Below are 23374 nucleotides of genomic sequence, written 5' to 3' on the forward strand. Positions count from 1 at the left end.
GCCTAGTCTAGATCGCCAAGGCCGCCGTCATCGACGTCGCCGGCCGGTTTCGATTGCGGCACTTCTCCGCCCCAGTCATTCTCCGTCAGGCCTTCGGATGGATTGTCCGAGACGGAGACTGCAACATCCAGCGGGTCCGCTTCGGCGGCTTCGGCCGACAGCACGGTTGTCTCGGCGGGGGCGCCCGCCGTCTGGCATCCTGCCAGCGCCAATCCGGCCGCAAGCGCGAGGAAAAGCCGCCCGCGCATCAGGTATCCGGCCCGCCGAGCAGCTCGTCCTCGGTTTCCTCTTCGGGCGCCTGCGAAGGACGATCCGGCAGCGGCGGCAGGTTCTTGTTCTCAGCGTCCGGCAACGAGGCCGGGTCGACATTGTTGGGGTCGCCATACAGCGGCCCCGGACGTTTCAGGTCGCCCGTCAATCCGCAGGCCGAAGCGCCGCTCATCAGGACTACCGCAGCCGCGGCGCCAAGCATCCGTTTCATCGTCATCACTCCAGTCGAAGCCTCTGTGTCCACTGTGCCACCTGTTCCGCGACCCGAACAGGGCTTGTGCCGCCATAAGATGTCCGGGATGAGGCAGACGCCTCAACCGTCAGCACATTGAAGACATCTTTCGTGATGGCGGAATGCACCTTTTGCATCTCGCCGAGCGAAAGTTCCGCCAATTCAACGCCCTTGCCCTCGGCCAGCGCCACGATGCGGCCCGTCACATGGTGCGCGTCCCGGAACGGCAGGCCCAGTTCCCGCACCAGCCAGTCGGCGAGGTCGGTGGCGGTGGAATAGCCTTTTGCCGCCGCCGCGCGCATCACGTCCGGCCTGAACGTGATCGTGGCGATCATCCCGGTCATCGCCCGCACGCACAGATCAAACGTATCGAACGCCTCAAACGTGAGCCTTTTGTCATCCTGCAGGTCCTTGGCATAAGCCAGCGGCAACGCCTTCACGGCGCCTTGCAGCGATGAGAACAGGCCGGTGATCAGCGACGCCTTCGCCCGGATCAGCTCGGCTGCATCCGGATTGCGCTTCTGCGGCATGATCGAAGATCCCGTCGACCATTCATCCGGCAGGACAGCGAAGCCGAATTGCGGGCTCGTCCAGAGCACGATTTCCTCGGCAAGGCGCGACAGGTGCGTCGCCGCAATCGACAGGCTCGCGAGCGCTTCCAGCGCAAAATCGCGCGAGCCGACCGCGTCCAGCGAGTTCGCCATCGGCCGCGCAAAGCCGAGCGCTTCGGCCGTCATGTCCCGGTCGATCGGAAAGCCGGTCCCGGCAAGCGCCGCGGCACCGAGCGGGCTTTCATTCAGCCGGACGGCACAATCGAGCAGCCGCGTGCGGTCGCGTTCCAGCATTTCCACATAAGCCAGCAGATGATGGCCCAGCGTCACCGGCTGGGCCGTCTGCAAATGCGTAAAACCGGGCATGATGGACCCGGCATGTTCCCCTGCCCGGCGCACCAGCGCCCCCTGCAGCTCCGTCACAAGGTGGCTCGTCGCATCCAGCGCGCCGCGCGTCCACAACCGGAAGTCGGTCACCACCTGGTCATTGCGCGACCGCGCCGTGTGAAGCCGCCCGGCCGGCTCACCGATCAGCTCCTTGAGACGCGCCTCGACATTCATGTGGATGTCTTCCAGCTCGCGCCGGAAGGGAAATGTGCCATCCCTCATCTCTGCGACAACGGCGTCCAGCCCGGCCTGGATCGCTTCATTGTCGCCCGCCGTGAGGATGCCCATCTCGGCCAGCATGTCCGCATGGGCCCGGCTGCCGGCCACATCTTCCTCGGCCATCCGGCGGTCAACATCCAGCGAGGCGTTGATCTCGTTCATGATCGAGGAGGGTGTTGCGGCAAAACGGCCACCCCACATCGACTGGCCTTTACCTGAACTCATTGCCATATCCTTCGTGACTTTTCCGAACGGAGCCGAGCCCCGTATGATCCGCTATGCCTTTGCCGGCCTCTTCTTGGTCGCCCTCGCGGCCATTGTCTATGTGCTGATCAGCGCAGCCGGCGGCAAGCCGCCTGCCAACACGCTCGAACGGTACGCGACCGGCACGCTCGAAAAGCTCGACTTCGCCGGTGCCGGTACGCCCGTCCCCGAAGGCACATTCGACCTCGCCGACGGCACCGAAGCGGATCTCGCCAGCCTGAAAGGCAAGACCATACTCGTGAACTACTGGGCGACCTGGTGCGGCCCGTGCGAACGCGAAATGCCTTCGCTCGGTGCCCTCGAAGCGGCGCGCGGCGGCGACGCCTTCCAGATCGTCGCCATCAGCATCGATGCCGATGAAGACGTCGAGTATGCCAAGCGCCGCCTGGTCGAACTCGGCGCGGCCAACATCCCGTTCCGCCATGCGCCGCTCGACCGGGGCGACATCGTCTACGGCGCCAATGTTCAGGGTTTTCCGACCACCATCCTCTATGATCCGCAAGGCCGGGAAATCGCGCGCATGTCCGGCGAAACCGACTGGGCTGCGCCGGAAGCCGTGCAGTTCATCGACGCCGTCCTAAGGGACGCCGGCAAGCTCTGACTTCACCCGCGCCAGCTGCTCGGCCATGACCATTTCGGGCGCCGGAAGCGCGCCGTAGACCGGCCCCTTGTTCGGCCACATCAAGACCAGCACATCGAGCTCGGTCTTCAGTGATCCGAACGTTTCCGGATCTTGCGCAGCCGCAATGTCGCGCGCCGCGACCGCTAGTCCATAGGCCCCGCGATAGGCGGATTGATCTTCGATTTCGCCGGAGACGACCGCAGTTTCATACGACGCGGAAAGCGACTTCATCAGGAATTCGATCGTAGCCTTGGCATCGACGGCCGCGCCCTGCCGAAGTCCGCCGAGCATTTCGTCTGCTGCCGCTGCGGCCGTCTCGTCGTCAGGCGCCGCCATTGCCGCTTCCAGCTTCGCCGGGTCGAACCCGAGCGTGTCGAGGCCAGTCATCAACCCCGCGTCGGCCGAGCCGCCCGCAAGACCGATGATGCTCGCCTCATCCGAAGCCGCCTCATCACCGGCCTTTGCCAGCGCCCTAGCCGTCATCGCATGTGCATAGACAAGCGCCGCCCGTTGGCCTAGCGGCAAATCTGACGGCTCTGTCTCGCCCAGGACTTCGCGTTCCTGCGCGGCGGCCGAGGGTGGTGTGTAGGGTTCACCGCGGCGCGGCGCGTCATCGCACGCCGACAAGACGAGTCCGAGGCCAAGGCTCGCCGTGATCAGAAATTGCCGCATCGCCTGCCTCCTGCCGTCCCGGGATGAAGCTAACCGGCGACGCCCTGAAGGCAAGCCTTCAGCTGGAAGCTTCGCCGCACCAGTCCGGTTTCTTCTGTCGTCCATCATAGTCCCACGTCTGGTGCGTGCCACCTGAAACAAGTTGTGCGGCCACATCCCTGCCGTTGATTTCGAGGCTCACGACAAGCCTGTCGTAACGGTCTGCGCCAAATCTCTCGCTGACGCGCACTGTCTTGCCCCGCGTCAGTTCGAGCGCCGCCTCCTTCGCCTCGAATCCCAGCGCCCGCTCGCCTTCGCACTTGGCGCCGCCGCGTTGTTTCATCGAGCCGGTTTCCGGCGAATCGATGCCATGGAGCCGGAATTTCGTTCCGTCCGACAGCCGCCCTGAATCTCCATCCGACCAGTAAACCGTGAGCGCTTCGCCCTCTCCCGCAACGCTCGCGGCCGAAGCCGACTGGGAGGCGTAGTAGGCGCCGCCGGCTGCGATTGCCAGCAGCACGCCTGCGCCGGCGAGATAGTTCAACGGTGTACGGACCATGTCGGACTCCTGCAGCTCTGTTTGCAGAGCCAAGGAGCGCGCGGATGGTTACCGGACTCTTAAGAAATGCGGCTGCCTAGCGAGTCGGCACCGGATGATCACCGGAATAGTCGTAGAAGCCCTTGCCGGACTTCTTGCCCAGCCAGCCGGCCTCGACGAATTTCACCAGCAGCGGGCACGGGCGGTATTTGGTGTCGGCGAGACCATCATGCAGCACCTGCATGATCGAGAGGCAGGTATCGAGACCGATGAAATCCGCCAGCTGCAGCGGACCCATCGGATGGTTCGCGCCGAGGCGCATCGCGGTATCGATCGACTGCACGTTCCCGACGCCCTCATAGAGGGTGTAGATCGCCTCGTTGATCATCGGCATCAGCACGCGGTTGACGATGAAGGCCGGGTAGTCCTCGGCATTCGTCGTGGTCTTGCCGATCCGGTGAGCATAGGTAATCGCGGCATCGTAGGTCGTCTGATCGGTGTTCAGTCCACGGATCACTTCCACCAGCTTCATCAGCGGCACGGGGTTCATGAAATGCAGGCCGATGAAGCGCTCCGGCCGGTCCGTCACGGACGCCAGCCGGGTAATCGAGATCGAGGACGTGTTTGTCGCAAGGTAGGTGTGTGCCGGCACCACGTCGCAGATCGACCGGAAGATGGCTTCCTTCACGTCGCGCTTTTCGGTCGCCGCCTCGATCACGAGATCCGCCGCGGCCTGCGCCTTCATCTCGGTCGAAACCTTGACGCGCTTCAGCGCCGCCTTCATCGCGTCCACGGTAATGATGTCACGCGCCACTTGCCGGCCCATGTTGGCTTCGATGGTCGCCAGACCCTTTTCGAGGGCTGGCTGCGACACATCGGTGATCACTACATCGTATCCGGCGAGCGCTGAGACGTGGGCAATGCCGTTCCCCATCTGGCCCGCACCGATGACGCCGATCGTCCTGAATTCGGTCATGCAACGTTTCCTTGAACGCCTGTTGAATTGCGCCGTTATAGCGATTTGTGCATCGCAGCAAAGCTCAATCCGGCAGGGCCGCCAGATTGGCGGGGCGAAACAAAAAGCCCGGCGCCTGAAGCACCGGGCTTTCTGAATGGTTTTCCCGGCGCCTAAAGGGCGTTCGTCAGTTCCGGAACGGCGACGAAGAGGTCAGCCACGAGGCCGTAATCGGCGACCTGGAAGATCGGGGCTTCCTCGTCCTTGTTGATCGCGACGATGATCTTGGAATCCTTCATGCCGGCAAGGTGCTGGATGGCGCCCGATATACCGACGGCGATGTAGAGTTCCGGGGCGACGATCTTGCCGGTCTGGCCGACCTGGTAGTCGTTCGGCGCATAGCCCGCATCCACGGCGGCGCGCGAGGCGCCGACGGCCGCGCCGAGCTTGTCGGCGAGCGGAATGATCACTTCCTTGAACTTGTCGGACGAGCCGAGTGCACGGCCGCCCGAGACGACGCGCTTGGCGGCGGTGAGTTCCGGACGGTCCGACTTCACCATCTCTTCCGAGACGAACTCCGATTTGAACGGGCCGGACGGCGGCGCAACGTCTTCCACCGAAGCCGAACCGCCTTCGGCGGCGGCCGGGAACGCAGTGCCGCGCACGGTGATAACTTTCTTCGCGTCGGCCGATTTCACGGTCATGATGGCGTTGCCGGCATAAATCGGGCGAACGAAGGTCGAGGCATCGACGACTTCGACGATTTCCGAAAGCTGCATCACGTCGAGTTTCGCAGCGATGCGCGGGGCGATGTTCTTGCCCGTGGTGGTGGCGGCGATGAACACGGCGTCGTAGCCCGACATCAGCGGCACGACCAGTTCGGCCATCGCTTCAGCGGTCTGCTTGCGGAGGGTTTCGCCTTCCGCCTTCAGCACCTTGCGCACGCCCGAGATCTTTGCGGCGGCCGGGGCCACCGAGCCGGCATTCTCACCGGCAACCAGCACATCGACGTCGCCGCCGAATTTCGAGGCGGCGGTGACGACCTTGTGGGTCGCATCCGTCAGCGCGCCATGGTGATGTTCTGCGATTACGAGGACAGCCATTACACAGCTCCTGCAGCTTTGAGTTTCGCGACCAGGGTCGCCACGTCTTCAACCTTCACGCCGCCCGAACGGGCCGCAGGTTCGGTCACTTTCACCACCGTCAGGCGCGGCGTGATGTCGACGCCGTAATCGTCAGGCGATTTCTCGACGATCTCTTTCTTCTTCGCCTTCATGATGTTCGGCAGCGAGGCATAGCGCGGCTCGTTGAGGCGCAGGTCGACCGTCACGACCGCCGGCAGGGCGAGCTTCACGGTCTGCAGGCCGCCGTCGACTTCGCGGGTGACTTTCAGCGCGTCGCCGTCTTTCTCGATCTTGTAGGCGAAGGTGCCTTGCGGCCAGTCCAGCAGGGCCGCCAGCATCTGGCCGGTCTGGTTGGAATCGTCGTCGATTGCCTGTTTGCCGGTGAGGACCAGGTCAGGCTTTTCATCCGCGACGACCTTGGCCAGCAGTTTCGCCACGGCGAGCGGCTCGACGGTCACGTCGGTCTTGATCAGGATGCCGCGATCCGCGCCCATGGCGAGGGCGGTACGGATGGTTTCCTGCGCCTGTTGCGGGCCGATCGAGACAACCACGATCTCGGTGGCGACACCGGCTTCCTTGAGGCGCACGGCCTCTTCGACCGAAATCTCGTCGAAGGGGTTCATCGACATCTTGACGTTGGCGAGATCGACGCCGGTCTGGTCCGGCTTCACGCGGACCTTCACGTTGTAATCGATGACGCGCTTGACGGGCACGAGAACCTTCATGCGGGCGCTCCCAGTTGGTTTTTGGTTGTGGAACTCGAAAAGTGCGCCGTCCCTACCGTTGCGGCGCCCCGGGCGCAAGGCTTGACGCTTACGTCAGGGTCAATTTGGCGCGCTCGCTGGAAAGGTCTTTCAAGTCCGGCGGCGGGGGGCCTGTCAAAACCCGGCCCCTTGGTGTAGACGCACGTGTCCGAACCCGCCGCCCCCTTGCGGCCTGAAGCCCGGAAAGGAGACCGCCATGCCCCTGCTCCGTCTCCAATCCCAGCTTCAAGGTTCACATGAACATTATTTCTCGACTGGCGCGCTGCGCCGGACGGGTTTGGCGCTTTCCCGCCTCTAAAAGCGTCGACACAGACTTGGCTCGTTCGAAACGGCGCGCGCGCGTGCATCTGCGCGGGCGTTTGCCCGCACACCTGATGAAGGATATCGGCGTGGACGACGGCTGAGACCATTCAGGACGAGTCCGGGATTGCCGGCCCGCGCAGAACCGCGCTGAGCGTATCCAACAACGAAGAGAAAGCCGGGTGCACGCGCGGGTATACCTGCTTTGGCAGCGGCCGCGCCCGCAGCGGCGCGCGGCCGGACTGGACCCGGCGCGCGAGGCGGCGGGCGAGGCGTTCGCGTTCGCGGTAGACGCGGGCGAGCGCGGACAGCCGGTCGAGGAAACGCGCGCGGTCAAACGCCGGCGTGTCCGGGACGTGCGCCGGATTCTTCGGCTGGCGGCGGCGGACCTGCGCCGTCTCGATGAGGCGAAAGGCGAGGCGCGGGCGCAGGCGCAGGCCGGGACCGGGCGGCGCGCGGGGCGCGCTGCCGTCCGTATCCGGATGGATCGGCGCAAGGGGCACGGCGCGGGCCATCAGGTGGATGAGGCGCCGCAGGAGGGAGGCGAACACGGCGAGCCCGTCCCAGGCATGACGGCGGCGGGCCCTGTTCCAGATTTTCGTCTCATCCTTCGCATAGGTTTTCAGCACGGTGTGCGTGACCACAGCGCAGCGGCAGAGTTCGTGGAGCGGAGGAAGGGCAATCATCGACGGGAGTTTAAGCCGGTGCGGCGCCTGCCGGATTCAAACCGCTGAAATAATTCAGGGCCGGGCCGGATGGGCGGCGGAATGGGGAATTTGCGGGCAACGGGGGCGGCGGCGGGGTTGCGCAAGTGCGTTCTTCTGCAACGAAATCTGAGTGCCTCCAGTCCCCACCCTAACCCTCCCCACAAGGGGGAGGGGACCGCTCAGCCTTTGGGGAGAGCTCACCCATAGGCCGCATGCAACAGATCCCCTCCCCCTTGTGGGGAGGGTTAGGGTGGGGGGCCTGAAGGCAATACTCGCGCCTATTCCGGCGCTTCGCCGTTCTCGCCGAGCACGATGCCGGCGAGGTAGAGCGAGCCGCAGATCAGGATACGGTCTGCGCCGCTGGCCGCGGCGGCGGACATGGCACCGGCGAGGCTGTCGCACGCCTTCGCGTCGAGACCCGCCGTGTGGGCAGCGTCGACGAGACGGATCGGTTCGGCGCCCAGATGGCCGGGCGCATTGGGAATCGTGAACACCGGCGGCTTCAGGTAGCGGAACGGCATGAAGAAGCCGACCGAATCCTTGCTCGCGAGCATGGCGGTCACCAGCGCGGTCTTGCCGCCGAGCTGTTTCAGGTGGCGGGCGATGGCGCGCGCGGCGTGCGGATTGTGGCCGCCGTCGAGCCAGACTTCCCGGCCCTCTGCCATCGCGGTGACGGGGCCGGGTTTCAGGCGCTGCATGCGGGCCGGCCATGTGGCGCTGCGCGCGCCGCGGAAGATGGCCGCCTGGTCGATGCGGGTGGAATTGCCGAACAGCTGCATCGCCATCGCGGCGAGCGCGGCGTTGGAGCGCTGATGCTCTCCGATGAGGGCGAGATCGGCCGGCATCGCGTCCACGAAGTGCGTTTTCAGCCGGTAGAGCGGCGCCTTTTCGGCCGCCGCTTTCTTCGCGATCACATCGTCGCAGACCTTGCGCTGGATCGCCGTCAGCACCGGCCGGCCAGGCTTGATGATGCCGGCCTTTTCGCCCGCGATCGCGCGCAGGTCGGAGCCGAGGAACGCCTTGTGGTCGAAGTCGACCGGGGTGATGACGGAGAGGGCGGGCGCGTCGATGACGTTGGTGGCATCGAACCGCCCGCCGAGGCCGACTTCGAGGATCAGCACATCGGCCGGCACTTCGGAGAAGGCGAGGATTGCGGCTGCCGTCGTCGCCTCGAAATGGGTGATCTCGCCGTCGCCGATGGCCTCGAACGTGCGGTCGAGCCAGCCGATCAGGCGGTCGTCATCGACCAGCCTTCCGGCCAGGCGGATGCGTTCGTTGAAGCGCACGAGATGCGGCGAGGTAAACACGTGTACGGACAATCCGGCCTCTTCGGCCATCGCCCGCATGAAGGCGCAGGTGGAGCCCTTGCCGTTGGTGCCGGCGACATGGATGACCGGCGGGAGGCGGTCCTGCGGACGGCCCAGCCGTTCGAGCGCGCGCAGGATGCGCCCGAGCGACAGCTCGATGACATCAGGATAAAGACCCTCGAACCGCTTCAGCGAGGCGTCGAGCGCCGGGCTGTTACCGGTCAATCAGCGGCGCCCTTCGGCTGGGGCAGCTTTTCGGCATGCGTCTTCGGCGGGGTGAGCGTGACGTTCGAGCGGTCTTCGCGGCGGCGCGCGAGCGGCAGGAGGTGGGCCAGCACACGCGACAGGGTCGCTTTCAGTTTCCTCCGGTCACAGACGATATCCACCTGCCCCTTCTCGCGCAGGAATTCCGAGCGCTGGAAGCCCTTCGGCAGGCTTTCGCGGATCGTCTGTTCGATCACGCGTGGGCCCGAGAAGGCGATCATCGCGCCGGGCTCGGCGATATGCACGTCGCCGAGCATCGCATAGGAGGCCGAGACGCCGCCCGAGGTCGGATCGGTCAGCACCACCACATAGGGCAGCTTCGCATCGGCGAGGTCGTTGATGGCGAGCGTGGTGCGCGGCATCTGCATCAGGCTGAGCGTGCCTTCCTGCATGCGGGCGCCGCCGGATGCGGTGCAGACGACGAAAGCCGACTTGCGCGCGAGCGCGAGCTGGGCGGCCGTGATGAAACCTTCCCCGGCGGCCATGCCGAGCGAGCCGCCCATGAAATCGAAATCCTGCACCAGCACGACCGCCGGCACGCCGCCGATCTTGCCGTAGGCGGCGACCATGCAGTCTTCCTGCAGGAGCGGGGCGCCGCCCTCTTCGGTCTCCTTCAGGTCACGGTTGGCCACCTTGGCCTTCGCGGCCTTGAGGCGCGCGGGGTAGGGCTTGTCATCCTTGAACTTCAGCGGGTCCATCGGCACGGGCGGCAGCGACACCGGCTCCCAGCGCTCGTCGTCGAACAGGAGGCGGAAGCGGACGCGGGGCGAGATGCGCAGGTGCGCCCCGGCCGGCGTGACGTTCCAGGTCGCCTCAAGGTCGCTCTTGTAGATCAGCTCGCCGGAGACAGGACACTTCACCCAGAGGTCATCCGGGGTGTCCTTCTTCTGCATCATCGTCTTCAGGCCCGGCGGGGTGACCTTGTTGATCCAGTTCATAAGACAGGGACTCCTGAAATCAGAGGGCGGTCAGGCCTTGGGGACAGATTCAATGGCTGCCCGGAGCTCGCGCGCCAGCGCGCCCATCGCGGGAGCTGCTGCGCCGTGCTGGCCGGTTGCCTGTGCATCGCCCGCCTTTTCCACAAAAGCCGATCCAACGACCACCCCGTCGGCGATTTTAGCCATTTCGGCGGCTTGTGCACCATTTTTTACACCGAAGCCGACACAAACCGGCAGGCCCGAGACCCTTTTGACCATCGCGACCCGGCCTGCAATCGCGGCAGGATCGGCGCTTCCGGCCCCTGTGACGCCCGTTACGGCGACGAAATAGATGAAGCCGGAGGCCCCTTCGGCGACCTTGGCGGCCCTCGATTCGTCGGTTGTGGGCGTCGCGAGGCGGATCACGGACAGGTCATGGCGGACGTAAAGAGCGCGCAGGACGCCGTCTTCCTCGGGGGGAAGGTCAACCAGGATCGTGCCATCGATGCCCGCTTCGGCCGCTTTCGCGGCGAAGGTCTCGTAGCCGAGCGCATGGACGGGGTTGGCGTAGCCCATGAGGATCAACGGGGTCGTCTGGTCTTCGTTCCGGAAGCGGGCGGCGAGAGCGAGCACATCGGTCAATGTCGTGCCATTGGCGAGGGCGCGCAGGCCCGCCTTCTGGATCGCAGCGCCATCCGCCATCGGGTCGGTGAAGGGCGCGCCGAGTTCAATGATGTCCGCACCGCCATCGCGCAGGGCGCAGAGGGCGTCGTAGCTCGCTTCGAGGTCCGGGTCGCCGGCCATCAGGTAGGTCACAAGGGCGGCGCGCCCTTCGGCCTTTGCTTTCGCAAACGCCGCCTCGATCCGTGTGCGTCCCATCAGGCTTCCGTGTTCTCGGCAGCCCAGGCGCCATAGGCTTCGCTGACATGGCTGAGCGGCATGGCGACGATGGCCGGCACGTCATAGGGATGGTGCTCGCGCGCCAGCTTTTCGAGCTTCGACCAGTTCGCCTCGGGCGCCTTCAGCCAGAGGATGAACTCGAACGACTGCTCGATCACGCCTTTCCAGCGATACGAGGACGTGACCGGGCCCTCGAGGTTCGCGCAGGCGGCCACCCGGCCTTCAAGCGCTGCATCGGCGATGTCTTCTGCGACGCGCCGCGACGGACAGGCAATCCGCACAAGGATGAGTTTGGTCATGGCTTCAGCGCCTCCGGATCGCATTTGCCGAGCTTGAAGGCCGCCATCGGCACGACGGAGGCCGACCGGCTTTCATAGGGAACACCCACAGCGGCCAGCGAGTCCCAGCCGTAACATTCCATGCCGTCATCGCCGCCAACCGGCGAATGCGCCTGGCCGCAGATGCCTGTCTCGGTCCATTCGGCATCACGCAGCAGCGCTGTGCGCCCATCTGCAAAACAGATCGCCATCGACTGCGCGACGAGCGGGATGGCGTCGCCGTCCTTCGCCGCCTGGAAATTCTCGCGCGTGACCGGCACGTAGGCATACCGCGTCGTCGGCACGCAGCCGGCGAGCGCCGCCAGAGGCAGGAGGCCGAGCAGCGGCTTCACATCTCCACTCCCAGCGCCTTGGCGACGGAGAACACGTCCTTGTCGCCGCGGCCGCACATGTTGAGGATCATCAGGCCCTTCGGACCAAGATCCTTCGCCACTTCACCGACGCGGGCGAGCGCGTGCGCAGGCTCCAGCGCCGGAATGATGCCCTCAAGCCGCGTGCACAGCTGGAAGGCGGCGAGCGCCTCATCATCCGTACACGACAGGTATTCGGCGCGGCCCATGTCGCGCAGGAAGGCATGTTCCGGCCCGATGCCTGGATAGTCGAGGCCTGCCGAAATCGAGTGGGCATCGATGATCTGGCCGTCATCGGTCTGCAGCAGGTAGGTGCGGTTGCCGTGCAGGATGCCCGGCTTGCCGCCATTCAGCGCGGCGGCGTGCTGGCCGGTCTCGATGCCGTGGCCTGCGGCCTCGACCCCGATCAGGCGCACGTCTTCATCAGCGATGAAGGGATGGAAGAGGCCGATGGCGTTCGAGCCGCCGCCGATGCAGGCCATCACGGCGTCCGGCAGGCGCCCTTCCCGCTCGAGGATCTGGGCGCGCGCCTCGATACCGATCACGGACTGGAAGTCGCGCACGATCTCGGGATAGGGATGCGGGCCGGCAGCGGTGCCGATGCAGTAGAACGTCGTCTCGACATTCGTCACCCAGTCACGCAGCGCCTCGTTCATCGCATCCTTCAGCGTGCCGGTGCCGGAGGAGACGGGAATGATCTTCGCGCCCAGCAGGCGCATGCGGAAGACGTTGGGCTTCTGGCGCTCGACATCCGTCTCGCCCATGAAGACGACGCATTCCAGGCCAAAGCGCGCGCAGATCGTCGCCGTCGCCACGCCATGCTGGCCGGCGCCGGTTTCCGCGATGATCCGCTTCTTGCCCATCCGGCGCGCGAGCAGCACCTGGCCGAGGCAATTGTTGATCTTGTGGGCGCCGGTGTGATTGAGCTCGTCGCGCTTGAAGTAGATCTTCGCGCCGCCGAAATGCTCTGTCAGGCGCTCGGCGAAATACAGCGGCGACGGGCGGCCGACATAATGCGTCCACAGGTCCTGCATCTCGGCGGCAAAGGCCGGGTCCTGCTTCGCCTTGCGGTATTCCGCTTCCAGCTCCAGCACGAGGGGCATCAGCGTCTCGGCGACATAGCGTCCGCCGAATTCGCCGAACCGGCCGTTTGCATCCGGCCATTTGTCCCAGGTATTGCGCAGGTCCATCGTGAAATCAGTGCCCTTTGGCCGCGCGCAGGAAGGCGCGGACCAGTTCCTTGTCCTTTAGCCCTCGCACCCGCTCGACGCCAGAGGACACATCCACCGCCTCGGCGCCGGTTCGGGCAATCGCTTCGCGGACGGTCTCGGGCGTCAGGCCGCCGGCCAGAAGCCAGGGTTTCGGGGCGGCCCAGCCGTCCAGCAGGTGCCAGTCGAACGCCGTGCCATGACCGCCGGCCCCGGCGGCGCCGGCCGGTGCGCCGGCATCGATCAGCAGCCGGTCGGCCGCCTCGAATGTTGCAGCCTGCATGAGGTCTGCCGGGCCGCTGACCCCGATGGCCTTCCAGACCTGCGCCCCGGTCATCGCCTTGACTTCGGCGACCCGCTCGGGCGTCTCGGCGCCGTGCAGCTGGATCACAGGGAAGCCCAAGGCCGCGATTTCCATCACCTGCGCCACTTCCGGGTCAGCCAACAGCGCCACCGGCACGGCATTGCCCACCGACCGGAGCAGGGCAGGCGCCGCTTCGGGTGTCACGTAGCGCGGACTGCGTGCAATGAAATTGAGGCCGATCCAGTCCGCCCCCTCCCCGGCCGCAAACGCAACCAGGTCCGGATCGGTGAGCCCGCAAATCTTTACCATCGCCATGCCCGCCCCCTAACCGAAGCGGGCGGCGGACGGAAGAGGCTGCTTGCCCCAATTTCGGGGCAGGCCTACCCTGCGCGTTAACCCTGCCAGCCTAAAAGGCAGCCTGCACACGGGCCGGGCATGCCGCTTGCAAGCCGCCGCGAGGCGCCGGAGTACCTGTCACTTGCTACACACCCATCCCAATCCGTTCATGCCGCCGCGCGTCATTCCGGTGAACGTGTACGAGGAAGCGCGCCGTGCGCCGCTGTGGGAGCAGGCGTTCTATACGGTCTGGCTGTTCGCTGTGTTCATGCCGATCGATGCGTTCCAGCCGATCCGCTACGCCTGTATCGCGGGCCTGCTCGGCATCCTGGTTGTTCATTACCGGGAAGTGATGCCCCTGATGCTGAAAGCCTGGCCGCTCTTCCCGCTGCCGATCCTGGCCTATTTCTCGATCTTCTGGACGCCCTACCCCGCCGACGCGCTGAAATCCGCAACGCTGCTCTTCCTGACCCCGACCCTGCTGATCGTGCTGGCGGCGCGCCTGCGGGCGGTCGAATTCCTGCGCCTCATCATGTTCGCCGGCTGGTTGGGAACACTCTATACGGTGCCCTTCTTCGCAACCCTCGCCGAGGGCGGCCCCTATGCGCAGAAAAACAGCCTCGCCTTCCACATGATGCTGGTGATCCTCACGTCGCTCGGCACCTTCCTCAACGACGAGGAGCCGTTCCCGCTCCGCGTCATCGCGATAGCCTTCGTGCCGGTTGCGTTCCTGTTCCAGTTCCTGGCTGACTCGGCGACGTCGCTGGTCTTCGCGGTTGGCGGCAGCGCCGTGCTGATCGGCGTCAAGCTGGTCTGGACTGGCGTTTCGACCGTGCGCCACATGCGCACCACGTTCCTCGCCTTCATCGCAGCTGTTGCACTGGTAATCACGCTGGTGGTCCTGTCGATCCCGAACAATTCGATTGTCGACGACTTCCTGAGCCTCGTGGGCAAGGATTCGACGTTCACCGGACGCACCGCGATCTGGAACGCCGCCGAGCGCGTCTCGGCCGAGCATCCCTGGTTCGGAGTCGGCGTCGAAGGGTTCTGGAACCCGATGACCGGCATCGCGCAGACACTGAACGAAAACGACTCCAAGCCATTTGGCACCAAACTGTCCTTCCACAGCGCATTCTGGGAAACCCGGGTTCACTTTGGCTGGGTTGGATTCGGCCTGTTCCTGCTGGCCATCGGCTGGGCAGGCCTGCGCACGGCGAACCTGTGGCTGCGCAACGGCAACCTCGTCAATTCCACGCTGCTGGTGATGTTCGTGGTTATCTTCATCTCCTGCTTCACCGAGTCCTACGCCTCGGGCACAAGCAACATGATGGTCTACTTCCTGTACTTCGGCGGGCTTGCAGCGTTCGGGATCGGCGAGCGGAAGTTCGCAGGCGTCGCCCGCCTCGTCGAACGCACGGACTGAACAGCGGGCGTCAGACTGCCACGGCGTCGGCGCGCCGGACCCCGTCGAAGGCGCCGCGCAGCGCGCTGCCATCCACTGGCTCGACCGTCTGCACAAGGACAATCCGCTTGACCTCGCCGCCAACGCCGGCAATGGCGCGTCCGCGTTCGGCCACCTGGACCCAGAGGCCGGATGACAGGCGCACCCGCACGCGGTGAACGAGTTCGGTCATGTGTCCGTCGAGCATCGATTGGTAGGCCTCGCGGGCGGCGAGCCGGTCGTCCGGATGGATACGCGCGATCCAGTCGAAGATCTGCTCGGATGCAGGCTCGACGCCTTGCGCGAAGAGGTCCGCCCAGCCTTCGGAATATTCCACACCGCCATCCGCGACAGACCAGTCGATGACGCCGGCCGACAGCAGGTCGCAGGTCACATCGGCGCGCAGGGCCATCAGGTCGGCGTCGCGCACATGCCGGTCATGGCGCTGCCACTCGTTCTGGATCACGGAGATCGCCAGCGCTGCCGCCAGCGCAACCGAGCCAAGCAGCGCGATCAGTTCAAACCGGCGCGAAGCCAGAATCGAGAACGCCGGCCGCACCTCGCCCACATAGACGAGCTGCAAGGCGTTGCCCGCCACGGCGCGGGTTTCCATGAACACGTCGCCGGCCTCGCCGGTCACGCGGCCAGCGGCGGCGGCCTCGTCGGCGTGCAGCGGCGTCCAGCCCAGCGCCTCGGCTGCAAGGCTCGTCTCTGCGACGCCAAAAGCCCGGCCCGCGGCGAAGGCGGGCACGACCGTCTCGCCGTCGCGGTTGAGCAGCGCGGCGCGCCAACCGTCGCCTGCGGCCGAACCGGCGCCCAGAGCGCCCTGGAAGGCGCCAGTTCGCAATACGAGCGCGGCGTCCAGCTTGGGGCCCTTTCCTGCCGAGAGATCGAGGTAGCGCGCGGCACGCTGTGCCGACACAGGCGCGAGCTCGAGGGGCAGCAATTCGCCGCCGGCCCGCTGGCTCGTCCGGCGCGGGGCAACACGGCCCGCGGCGTCCGACGGCAGATCGCCGAACACGGAGAGGGCCTGGCCCCGTCCGTCGAAGATGATGATGGCGGTGACGGGCGTCTCCTGCAGCAGCGCGGCTATGCCGGCCCTCAGCCTACGGATTTCTTCGGGTGCCGCGTCTTTCGCCAGCGCCGCCGTGATCAGCGGCGCCGCCCCGCGGGCCGCTGCATCGATCCGCGCCAGGTCTGACTCTGCGGCCAGCTGGCCGGCGGTCGCCGCCTGCGCCAGCGCGCGCCGCGCAGCCTGCGCGTCAGTGTTCACCGCCTGCCAGCCATACAGCAGCAGCCCGATCACCGCGCCAATCACGGCGGCTGCCTGCACCGCGCGCTTCAGGAACGGATCGCTGCGCTGCAGGCGCCGGGTCAGGCGGGCCCGGAAGTCCGGACGCGGAGGAAGTGCAGAGGCGGTCGCTTGCGTCATGACTGGATCCACGCGGCAGGGCTGAAAGGGTCTGGCGGCAAGTCGGTGCGGGCAAGGCCCACGCGGCCACCGGGCACCCAGGTGAGGGCGATCCCGACGCGCACATCCTCATAGGCCTGCGAGGCGGTGGCGGCGAAGCGGGCGGCAAGGATCAACTGCGGCGACAGGCGGCGCGCGGCGGCAAGCTCCAGCGCGCCCGCGGCGCCGGCGCTGCGTCCGCCGCCGAGCAGCGGCTGGGGGCCGGGCTGCAACGGGTTGGCGCGCGCGGGGTCCTCTTCGATCGATTCGTAAGCCAGCGCCGCATCGGCCTTCAGGATCCAGCGCTCGAGCGGATCGGTCTGAAGGTTGGCCGACCAACCGGCGCGGTGGAAGGATTGCGGGCTGAAATAGCCGCCATGGCCGGGGGCGAAGAAGTTGGTGTTCCGGTCATACGCCTGGAACTGGTAGAACGGACCTGTGACGAGATAGGCAAAGCCGTCGCGGGCTATGGCACGCGACGCCGATACGCCTGCCGAGACAACTGAATTGCCGGCGAGGTTGTCGCCGTCGATCTCCGCAGCCGAGGCATCCGCCTGCACGGCATAGTGCTCGCCCGCCGGCATGCGCGCGCGCACCTGCGCGCCGGTCGCGGATGCCGGGCCATAGGTCTCACCGCCCGCGTCCGGCTGTCCGGCGAAGGACAGGACACTGTCCGTAACCGGACGTTTGAAGGCGCGCGCCTCCACTTGCCCGCCGCCCGCCTGCCGCGAAACCGCCAGTTCGCCGATGACGACCGGATCCGCATCGGCGCCGGCTGGCAGGAGGCCGATCCGCGCGGCAAGCCGGGTCTCGCCCTCCCGGCTCCAGGCCGCATAAGGCGCCGCGAACGTTTCGCGAGCTGGCGCAAGGCCCGAAGCTGCGCCCCGGCCGGGATCGAGCGTGTAGAAGGCGACGCCCGCTTCAAAAGTGTTTGGGCCGCGCGCGAAGCCCGCCGACGTCGTTGCCACGCCGCCGGTCAACCGGTTCTCACCCGCCGTGCCGCTTTGCTGGCGGAAGGAGACGGCCTGGCGATACCACGGCCCTTCCATGCCCTCGAGCGCTTCATATGTGTCCGGCGCATAGGCGCGCGCGGTGAGATAGCTGCCTTCGCTGAAGGCGGCCTCTGCATACTGCGCGTCGACCTTGGCGCCGAGCGGGCCGCCAAGCGTGCGCGCCAATGCCGCTGCCGCACCGAGCTGTCCGGTCCGGGCGGCCGCGAGTGCATAGCCCTCAGCCGATTCGGTATCCGGCATCTCGACATAGAGGCGGCTGAAGGCGGCGCCAGCGGCATCCGCCTCGCCCAGCTGCAGGTCAGTCCAGGCGGCGCGCATCAGCGCTGCCCGCCGCGTGGCCGGATAGGCCGCAGCCCGCTCCGCCAGACGTCGCGCCTCGATGAAATCTGCGGCGGCATAGGCTGCGCCGGACGCATCCAGCAGCGCGCCGCCGGTAAGCGCGTCCGCCTCACCTGCAAGCGCAGTCTCGCTCCGCGCGCTCGCCGCGAGCGCCACTGCGCCCGCCCAGTCGCCTGCGGCCCGGCGCGCGGCGGCTTCGGCCAGGTCTGCGCGCGCCGACAGTCCGGCCAGCGCCGCCGGATTGCCCGCCTTTGCAATTGCGCCGCGTGCGGAGGAAATGTCGCCGGCGGCAAGGGTTGCCATCACATAGCCGCGCCGCGCGTCTTCATCGCCGCCGAGCGCCAGTGCGCGGCTGAAATAGTCTGCGGCGCCAGCCGCGCCGCCCTCAAGGAACACCCAGCCCGCCTTGGCGAGGAGTACGGGATCGTCCGAGGCATCCGCCACGCGCGCGGCGCCCGCAAGATCACCCTGCCCCGCCGCCGCATCGAACCGGAGGCGGGCCTCTGCGCGAAGGATGCGCCCGTGCGCGACCCGCACGCCGGCGTCTTCGCTGTGCCGGAGCGAGGCCAGCGCGGCAATGGCGGCAAGCCCGTCGGCGTCCAGCACCTGCAGCGCACGCCCCGCCATCGCTGCGGCAAGCTCGGGATCGGCGCAGTTGCCCAGCGTACGGACATAGAAAGCGCGGAGGTCCGCCTGCTGGCCAAGACCCTCGGTTGCCTCGGCCCGCGCCCAGAGATCGAACGGCGCTTCGCACGCCTGCGCGCCCGGCGCCGGCAGCTTGGCCAGTGCACCCGCCCAGTCGCGCGCGGCGAGGGCGCTGCGCACGTCGGCTTCGCGCCGGGCGGCCGCGAGATAGGTCGTCAGGCGCGCCGGCGGGCGCCAGTCAGGATGGTCCGCCTCAAGCGAGGCAAGCAGCCGTCCGGCCGATGCGAGGTTGCCCGCCGCGCCGAGATCCCAGACTGCCTGCAGCTGCGCTGCGTCCGGGACGGCAGGCTGCACCGGCGCGGCCTCCTCCGCCCTCGGAATACCGATCGAGAACACGCCTTCCGCCTGCGCCGCGCGCGCCGGCTGGGCGGCGGCGGCGAGCCCGCAGACCGCGCTGGCAAGGGCCGCGCACAGGAGGCGGGCGAGGCGGCTCACTTGTCCTTGACGCGGTCACGCATGTAGCGGGCGATCAACGCCAGCGCTGCCGCGAGCGCAAACAGCGCCGCCGCAATGGTCAGGATCCAGCGCCACGGCGCGCGCCCGCTCTTCATCCGCGCGATGTCGCCCGGCGACATGTTGCCGACTTCGAACGTGTCGCTGGCGGCGCGCGAGACGATGGTCGCGGCGTGGTCACGCCAGACCACGGCGCCGCCCTTGAGCTGGCTCCAGTGGCTCGGTTCGACCAGCGTGCGGGCCGATGCCAGAAGCTGATCCGCCGATTCCGCCGTCACCAGCGCCACCAGCTTGCCCGGATGGCCGGGCGATTCGCCCTCGATGATGAGGCCGTTGTCGCCGAGATCGACGAGACTGAAATCGCGGCTGAAGCCGTCGGCGGGCTGGCCGTCCGGCATGTTGACCTGCACTGGCAGGAAGCCGCCGAGATCCGGCCGCGCGCCGACGACCAGCGTGTGGGCATCCGGCAGGTCGAGCCCCAGGCCGAAATCCGTATCGAAGAAGGCCGCGCCATGGATCTGGCCGAGGCGGGCGGCAAGCGTCCACACGGCGGCCGCCGTTGCGGGGCCGGCATCGGCCGCGCGCAAGGCAAACGGCGCTTCATCCTGCCCGGCAAACGGGAAGCCGGCTTCCGACAGCAGCGCGAGATTCGGCAATTCCACGAACCGGTCGGCGGCCGGCAGCGTCATCGTCGACGTATCCTTCAGCACGAAGGCGAGATGGCGCGTGCTGCGCGCCGCGCATTCGCCTTCCGAAGGCGAGGAAAGCTCGATCTCGAACACGGCCTCGTTACGGCCCGGCCGGAAGGCGCTGGCGGGCACGGCCACCTGGTAGCCGGGCGTCACTTCGCCGTCCGGATTGGTCAGGCGCACCGCGCGTTGGAAAGCGCCGTTGACCACGACATTGACCACCGACTTGTCATCGAGGCCTGCGCCATAGGCAAAATCGAGCGCGAACACGACATCCGCCTTGGCGCGGAAATGCACATCCGCCGGCAAGCTGAAGGAGAGCCGGGCCTCACCGCGCTCCTGTCCGAGCACGGACATCTCCGCAAAGCCGAGATCGCGGAACACATACTTTGCGTCAACATCGAGCGGACGGCGCTTCGCCAGCACGGCGCCCTGCGGCACCTCTGCCGGTTGCAGCAAAAGCGAGCCCGTGTCCGACAGCGGGAACGCGTTCGCGGCCAGCGCCCGCAGCGCGCCGTCAATGGCAGCCGGTGTGCGGCCGGAGACGAGTATAAGGAAGTGCGACGGATCGGCCGGCGAAGGCCCGATCGAAAGCCAGGAAGCGTCGCCTTTCAGCCCGGTGAGCTGCGGCGGCGCCAGCGCGCCGAGCTGCTCCGGCGTGCCGACGGCGATGAGGTCCGTGCCCTGCCCGGCCGACTGCACGGCGCCGGCATCGAGACGCGTGATCTTCGGCAGCTTGTAATCCATCCGGTTGCCAACCGCCTGCGCGGCGAGCGCGCCCCAGCGCAGGCTCTGCGCATCCGGGTCGGCGCCGCCCGCCACGATACCCAGCTGCGCGACCCCGCCGATCCCCGCCGACACCACCGCGTCCAGGTCCGCCAGCGAAGCGCCGAAAGGCCGGCGCGCATACACGACCTCGACATACGAACGCGCGGTGTCGACATCCGTCCACAGCTCTGCGGCGTCCGGGTCCTGGCAGCCATAGGTGTAGCGCTGCACGGCGTCGATGCGCAGCGTGTTGAAGCCCGAGAAGAGACCCGACGGATCGAGCACGATCTCGTTGACCGCGGCGGCCCGCTCGGTGACACCGTCGACCTGTGCCACGAACCGGTCATTCAGGCTGAGGCGCAGCTGCGGCTTGGTGCCTTCCTGCGCCCGTCCGCTCACATGACGCAGCACCACGCGAGCCGACTGGATGTCCGCCTGCGGAGCAATCTCGAAGGACACCGCCTCGGTCGCCTTGGCGCCGTTGAGACGGATCGGGCCTTGCGGCGCGCGCAGCGCGGCCAGCGGCAGGCGGGCGCGCCAGAGGCCGCCCTCGACCGGCTCGGTCGTAACCTCCGGATTGTCGCGGAAGCGTGCATAGACGTCGACAGCGGCCTCGCTGGCCGGGGCTTCCTGGGCGAGCACGGCCGCCCCCGGCGACGCAGCAAGCAGCAAGACGGCAATCGCCGCAGAGCGAAGGGCGGAAATCATGAGCGTACTTCCCGTGTAACAGCTTTGATGTGGATCAGGGCGTGGCCGAGGCTCGAGCGGACGAGCCCGGCGATCTTGGAGGCCATGTGGTCGGAGCGTGCGCGCCCGTCGCGGAACGTCTTCCAGTTCTCGCTGCGCGCGTACATCAGCCCGACGACCGCCGACCATTGTTCGTGCGTGCTGATGACAAAGCTCAGTCCGAGCTTCTGGCCCTCCGCCGTCGAGACGGCCGACAGCACTTTCAGATCGAGCTGCGCCGGTGTGCTGGCGCCGAGATCGCGCGCATCGGCGCGGAAGATGTCGCCCTCCGCGAAATGTCCTTCGTCGGCGCTGCGCACGAGGCAACCCATGCCGGTGATCGACACATCGGTCATCTCGCATGGCACGGCGGCGCCGTCATGGCGAAGGGTGACCGGACGGCGCATCTCGAAGCGCGGGAATACGCGCTGCTGCGAGCGCTCGTAGAGCACGCCGAGCGCCGAGACGAGGAGAAGGAGGTGGAACGTGTTCCAGAACAGCAGGACTGAAATGACCCCTGCCCCGACCGGATCGATAAACCAGCGCACCAGGCCGGCGAGTTCGCCGAGGCACACGATGGCGATCAGCACATAGAACGGCCGCGCCAGAGGGGAGACGAAATTCTCGTCGAGGTTCTCGCCCTTCGGCGTCACGGCGAAACTCGGCGAGCGCGGATTGCGCAGCACCTGGAAGATGGCGCCCGAACAATGGATCGACTGGATGACCTCGTAGAGCTCGGACGCAAACGCCCAGCGCGTGTGCCCGTAGAGGATCGACGACAGCATCAGTGCCCCGACGATGTGCGGCAGGCCGTACATCAGGAAGTCGGAAAGATCGCCCACATACACCCGCACACCCAGCAGCAGGTAAAGCAGCGGCCCGAGGATGAAGGCCATCCGGGCGAGCGGGAAAAACCAGTAGAAGCAGGAATTGAAGTAGCCGACGCGCTGGGCGAACGTCAGGCCCTTCTTCAGGAGCGGGTTCTTCAACAGGAAGATCTGGACCATCCCTTGGGTCCAGCGCATCCTTTGCACGATGAAGCCCGAGAAGGTCTCGGGCGACAGTCCGGCTACCATGGGGCGGTCGACATAGGCACTTCGGTAGCCCCGCGCGTGGAGCTCGAGGGCCGTTTCGGCATCTTCGGTGATTGTCTCACCCTGGATGCCTCCGATCTCCATGATGTATTCGCGCCTCAGCACCGCCGCCGATCCGCAGAAGAAGGAGGCGTTGAGCCCGTCGAGCCCGCGCTGGATCACCGAATAGAACATCTCGTTCTCGCTCGGCATGTTCCGGAATGTCCCGAGATTGCGTTCCAGCGGATCGGGGTTGAGGAAGAAGTGCGGCGTCTGGACGAGGAAGAGTTTCGGATCCTCGACGAAATAGCCGACCGTCCGTGTCAGGATGTCGGTCGACGGCACATGGTCGGCGTCGAGGATGAGGATCAGGTCGCCGTGCGTGTGCTTCAGCGCGGCGTTGATGTTGCCGGCCTTGGCGTGGTCGTTCTTCTCGCGCGTCAGGTAATGCGCGCCGAGGCGTTCGCACACTGCCTTCAGGTGTTCGTGGCGCGCCTGCGCTTCGGCGGCCTTCTTCGGATCGGCCTGCGTGCGCTTGCCCAGCGTGCCGCCATCGTCGAGCAGGTACACGTTCACCCGCCCGGCGGGATAATTGACGTTGAGCGCGGCGGTCAGCGTCACTTCGAGCAGGTCGTCCGGCTCGTTATAGCTCGGGATCAGGATGTCGACCGTCGGGCAGGCGTCCGGCGCGACCGGCACCGGGCGCGGGCCGCGCTTGTAGACATCCACCGACAGGAACGTCGACAGCAGCAGAAGGATGTAGCCGTACGTCTCGGCACCGAGCAGGAAAATGCCGCCGACGATCGACAGCGGGGAATCCACCGGCATCGTCTCGGTCACGCGCCAGATCATGTAGCGCGTGCTCGTGAAGATGATGAGCAGCGCAACGAAGCTGCGCAGCGGCCCGCCCGAGGGGCGCAGCCATCCCATCAGGAAGTAGACGGCGATTGTGGCGATGCACAGCTGCACCTGCACCGCGTCCGGCGTCGGCGCTGCGGCCATCACCGCGACGCATGCGAGCGCGATCCAGGCGCTGACCGTGCGCACCGGCGCGTACCGGGACGCCGGCACAAAGCGCTCTGGATTCTGTCTCGCTGCCACTTGTGCCGAATGCTCCACGCCGGGAAAGCCCGGGCCCGACATTCGCGCCACAACATGAAATTACCGATAATGCCCCGGTAACCGAAAACCAACGAAGGTTAAACGAAC

General features: G+C 66.8%; 22 protein-coding genes. 2 read left to right on the top strand and 20 right to left on the bottom strand.

Going from position 1 to position 23374, the window contains the following annotated elements; genetic code table 11:
- Window positions 1-2: 2 nt before the first annotated feature.
- The 3 genes from IPK75_05715 to argH are packed head-to-tail and all read right to left on the bottom strand — an operon-like array spanning window position 3 to window position 1884.
- The gene (locus IPK75_05715; protein MBK8197849.1) at window positions 3-248 is read right to left on the bottom strand and encodes a hypothetical protein; all 246 of its coding nucleotides are present in this window, start codon (window positions 246-248) and stop codon (window positions 3-5) included.
- Window positions 248-472: a hypothetical protein gene (locus IPK75_05720; protein MBK8197850.1), complete on the bottom strand. Its 225-nt coding sequence runs from the start codon at window positions 470-472 to the stop codon at window positions 248-250. The genes IPK75_05715 and IPK75_05720 overlap by 1 nt, the downstream gene beginning before the upstream one ends.
- A 14-nt stretch (window positions 473-486) precedes the next feature.
- Window positions 487-1884, bottom strand: coding sequence for an argininosuccinate lyase (gene argH / locus IPK75_05725; GenBank protein ID MBK8197851.1), 1398 nt, complete (start codon window positions 1882-1884; stop codon window positions 487-489).
- A 43-nt stretch (window positions 1885-1927) separates the two neighbouring features.
- Between argH and IPK75_05730 the strand changes: the two genes are divergently transcribed.
- Window positions 1928-2524 carry a TlpA family protein disulfide reductase gene (locus IPK75_05730; GenBank protein MBK8197852.1) on the top strand — a complete coding sequence of 199 codons (597 nt, stop codon included), beginning with the start codon at window positions 1928-1930 and terminating at the stop codon, window positions 2522-2524.
- Here IPK75_05730 and IPK75_05735 read toward each other — a convergent pair.
- The 13 genes from IPK75_05735 to IPK75_05795 all read right to left on the bottom strand — a co-directional run bounded on the left by IPK75_05735 (window position 2501) and on the right by IPK75_05795 (window position 13487).
- The gene (locus tag IPK75_05735; GenBank protein MBK8197853.1) at window positions 2501-3217 is read right to left on the bottom strand and encodes a hypothetical protein; all 717 of its coding nucleotides are present in this window, start codon (window positions 3215-3217) and stop codon (window positions 2501-2503) included. The genes IPK75_05730 and IPK75_05735 overlap by 24 nt on opposite strands.
- Before the next feature lie 58 nt (window positions 3218-3275).
- Window positions 3276-3755 (bottom strand): thermonuclease family protein, encoded by a 480-nt coding sequence (locus tag IPK75_05740; protein MBK8197854.1) that lies wholly within the window; start codon window positions 3753-3755, stop codon window positions 3276-3278.
- 76 nt (window positions 3756-3831) lie between these two features.
- Complete coding sequence (locus IPK75_05745; GenBank protein MBK8197855.1) at window positions 3832-4710, bottom strand: 3-hydroxybutyryl-CoA dehydrogenase; 879 nt, start codon at window positions 4708-4710, stop codon at window positions 3832-3834.
- Window positions 4711-4862: 152 nt separating this feature from the next.
- Window positions 4863-5792 (bottom strand): electron transfer flavoprotein subunit alpha/FixB family protein, encoded by a 930-nt coding sequence (locus IPK75_05750; protein ID MBK8197856.1) that lies wholly within the window; start codon window positions 5790-5792, stop codon window positions 4863-4865.
- Window positions 5792-6538: an electron transfer flavoprotein subunit beta/FixA family protein gene (locus IPK75_05755; GenBank protein MBK8197857.1), complete on the bottom strand. Its 747-nt coding sequence runs from the start codon at window positions 6536-6538 to the stop codon at window positions 5792-5794. Before IPK75_05755 ends, IPK75_05750 begins: the two co-directional genes overlap by 1 nt.
- A 449-nt stretch (window positions 6539-6987) precedes the next feature.
- The gene (locus IPK75_05760; protein MBK8197858.1) at window positions 6988-7563 is read right to left on the bottom strand and encodes a hypothetical protein; all 576 of its coding nucleotides are present in this window, start codon (window positions 7561-7563) and stop codon (window positions 6988-6990) included.
- A 299-nt stretch (window positions 7564-7862) separates the two neighbouring features.
- Window positions 7863-9116: a bifunctional folylpolyglutamate synthase/dihydrofolate synthase gene (locus tag IPK75_05765; protein MBK8197859.1), complete on the bottom strand. Its 1254-nt coding sequence runs from the start codon at window positions 9114-9116 to the stop codon at window positions 7863-7865.
- Window positions 9113-10093, bottom strand: a complete 981-nt coding sequence (locus IPK75_05770) for an acetyl-CoA carboxylase carboxyl transferase subunit beta (protein ID MBK8197860.1) — start codon at window positions 10091-10093, stop codon at window positions 9113-9115. Before IPK75_05770 ends, IPK75_05765 begins: the two co-directional genes overlap by 4 nt.
- 30 nt (window positions 10094-10123) lie before the next feature.
- Window positions 10124-10951 (bottom strand): tryptophan synthase subunit alpha, encoded by an 828-nt coding sequence (locus tag IPK75_05775; GenBank protein MBK8197861.1) that lies wholly within the window; start codon window positions 10949-10951, stop codon window positions 10124-10126.
- Entirely contained in the window at window positions 10951-11271 is a 321-nt protein-coding gene (locus IPK75_05780; GenBank protein MBK8197862.1) for a divalent-cation tolerance protein CutA, read from the bottom strand. Before IPK75_05780 ends, IPK75_05775 begins: the two co-directional genes overlap by 1 nt.
- A complete protein-coding gene (locus tag IPK75_05785; protein ID MBK8197863.1) occupies window positions 11268-11642 on the bottom strand; it encodes a hypothetical protein in 375 nt (124 codons plus the stop codon). The genes IPK75_05780 and IPK75_05785 overlap by 4 nt, the downstream gene beginning before the upstream one ends.
- On the bottom strand, window positions 11639-12850 hold the full coding sequence (gene trpB / locus IPK75_05790; protein ID MBK8197864.1) for a tryptophan synthase subunit beta: 1212 nt from the start codon (window positions 12848-12850) through the stop codon (window positions 11639-11641). The genes IPK75_05785 and trpB overlap by 4 nt, the downstream gene beginning before the upstream one ends.
- A 7-nt stretch (window positions 12851-12857) precedes the next feature.
- A complete protein-coding gene (locus IPK75_05795; GenBank protein MBK8197865.1) occupies window positions 12858-13487 on the bottom strand; it encodes a phosphoribosylanthranilate isomerase in 630 nt (209 codons plus the stop codon).
- A gap of 163 nt (window positions 13488-13650) precedes the next feature.
- On the opposite strand from IPK75_05795, the gene IPK75_05800 reads away from it, so the two are divergent.
- Window positions 13651-14931 carry an O-antigen ligase family protein gene (locus IPK75_05800; protein MBK8197866.1) on the top strand — a complete coding sequence of 427 codons (1281 nt, stop codon included), beginning with the start codon at window positions 13651-13653 and terminating at the stop codon, window positions 14929-14931.
- 10 nt (window positions 14932-14941) lie between these two features.
- On the opposite strand, the gene IPK75_05805 is transcribed toward IPK75_05800, so the two are convergent.
- Genes IPK75_05805 through bcsA form a run of 4 tightly spaced genes read right to left on the bottom strand, consistent with a single transcriptional unit; the run spans window position 14942 to window position 23266 of the window.
- Window positions 14942-16381, bottom strand: coding sequence for a PAS domain-containing protein (locus tag IPK75_05805; protein ID MBK8197867.1), 1440 nt, complete (start codon window positions 16379-16381; stop codon window positions 14942-14944).
- Window positions 16378-18891, bottom strand: coding sequence for a BCSC C-terminal domain-containing protein (locus tag IPK75_05810; protein ID MBK8197868.1), 2514 nt, complete (start codon window positions 18889-18891; stop codon window positions 16378-16380). Before IPK75_05810 ends, IPK75_05805 begins: the two co-directional genes overlap by 4 nt.
- Window positions 18888-21074 carry a cellulose biosynthesis cyclic di-GMP-binding regulatory protein BcsB gene (locus IPK75_05815; protein MBK8197869.1) on the bottom strand — a complete coding sequence of 729 codons (2187 nt, stop codon included), beginning with the start codon at window positions 21072-21074 and terminating at the stop codon, window positions 18888-18890. Before IPK75_05815 ends, IPK75_05810 begins: the two co-directional genes overlap by 4 nt.
- Complete coding sequence (gene bcsA / locus IPK75_05820) at window positions 21071-23266, bottom strand: UDP-forming cellulose synthase catalytic subunit (protein ID MBK8197870.1); 2196 nt, start codon at window positions 23264-23266, stop codon at window positions 21071-21073. The genes IPK75_05815 and bcsA overlap by 4 nt, the downstream gene beginning before the upstream one ends.
- Between the last annotated feature and the right edge of the window lie 108 nt (window positions 23267-23374).

It is taken from the genome of Acidobacteriota bacterium, assembly GCA_016712445.1.
GTDB lineage: Bacteria > Pseudomonadota > Alphaproteobacteria > Caulobacterales > Hyphomonadaceae > Hyphomonas.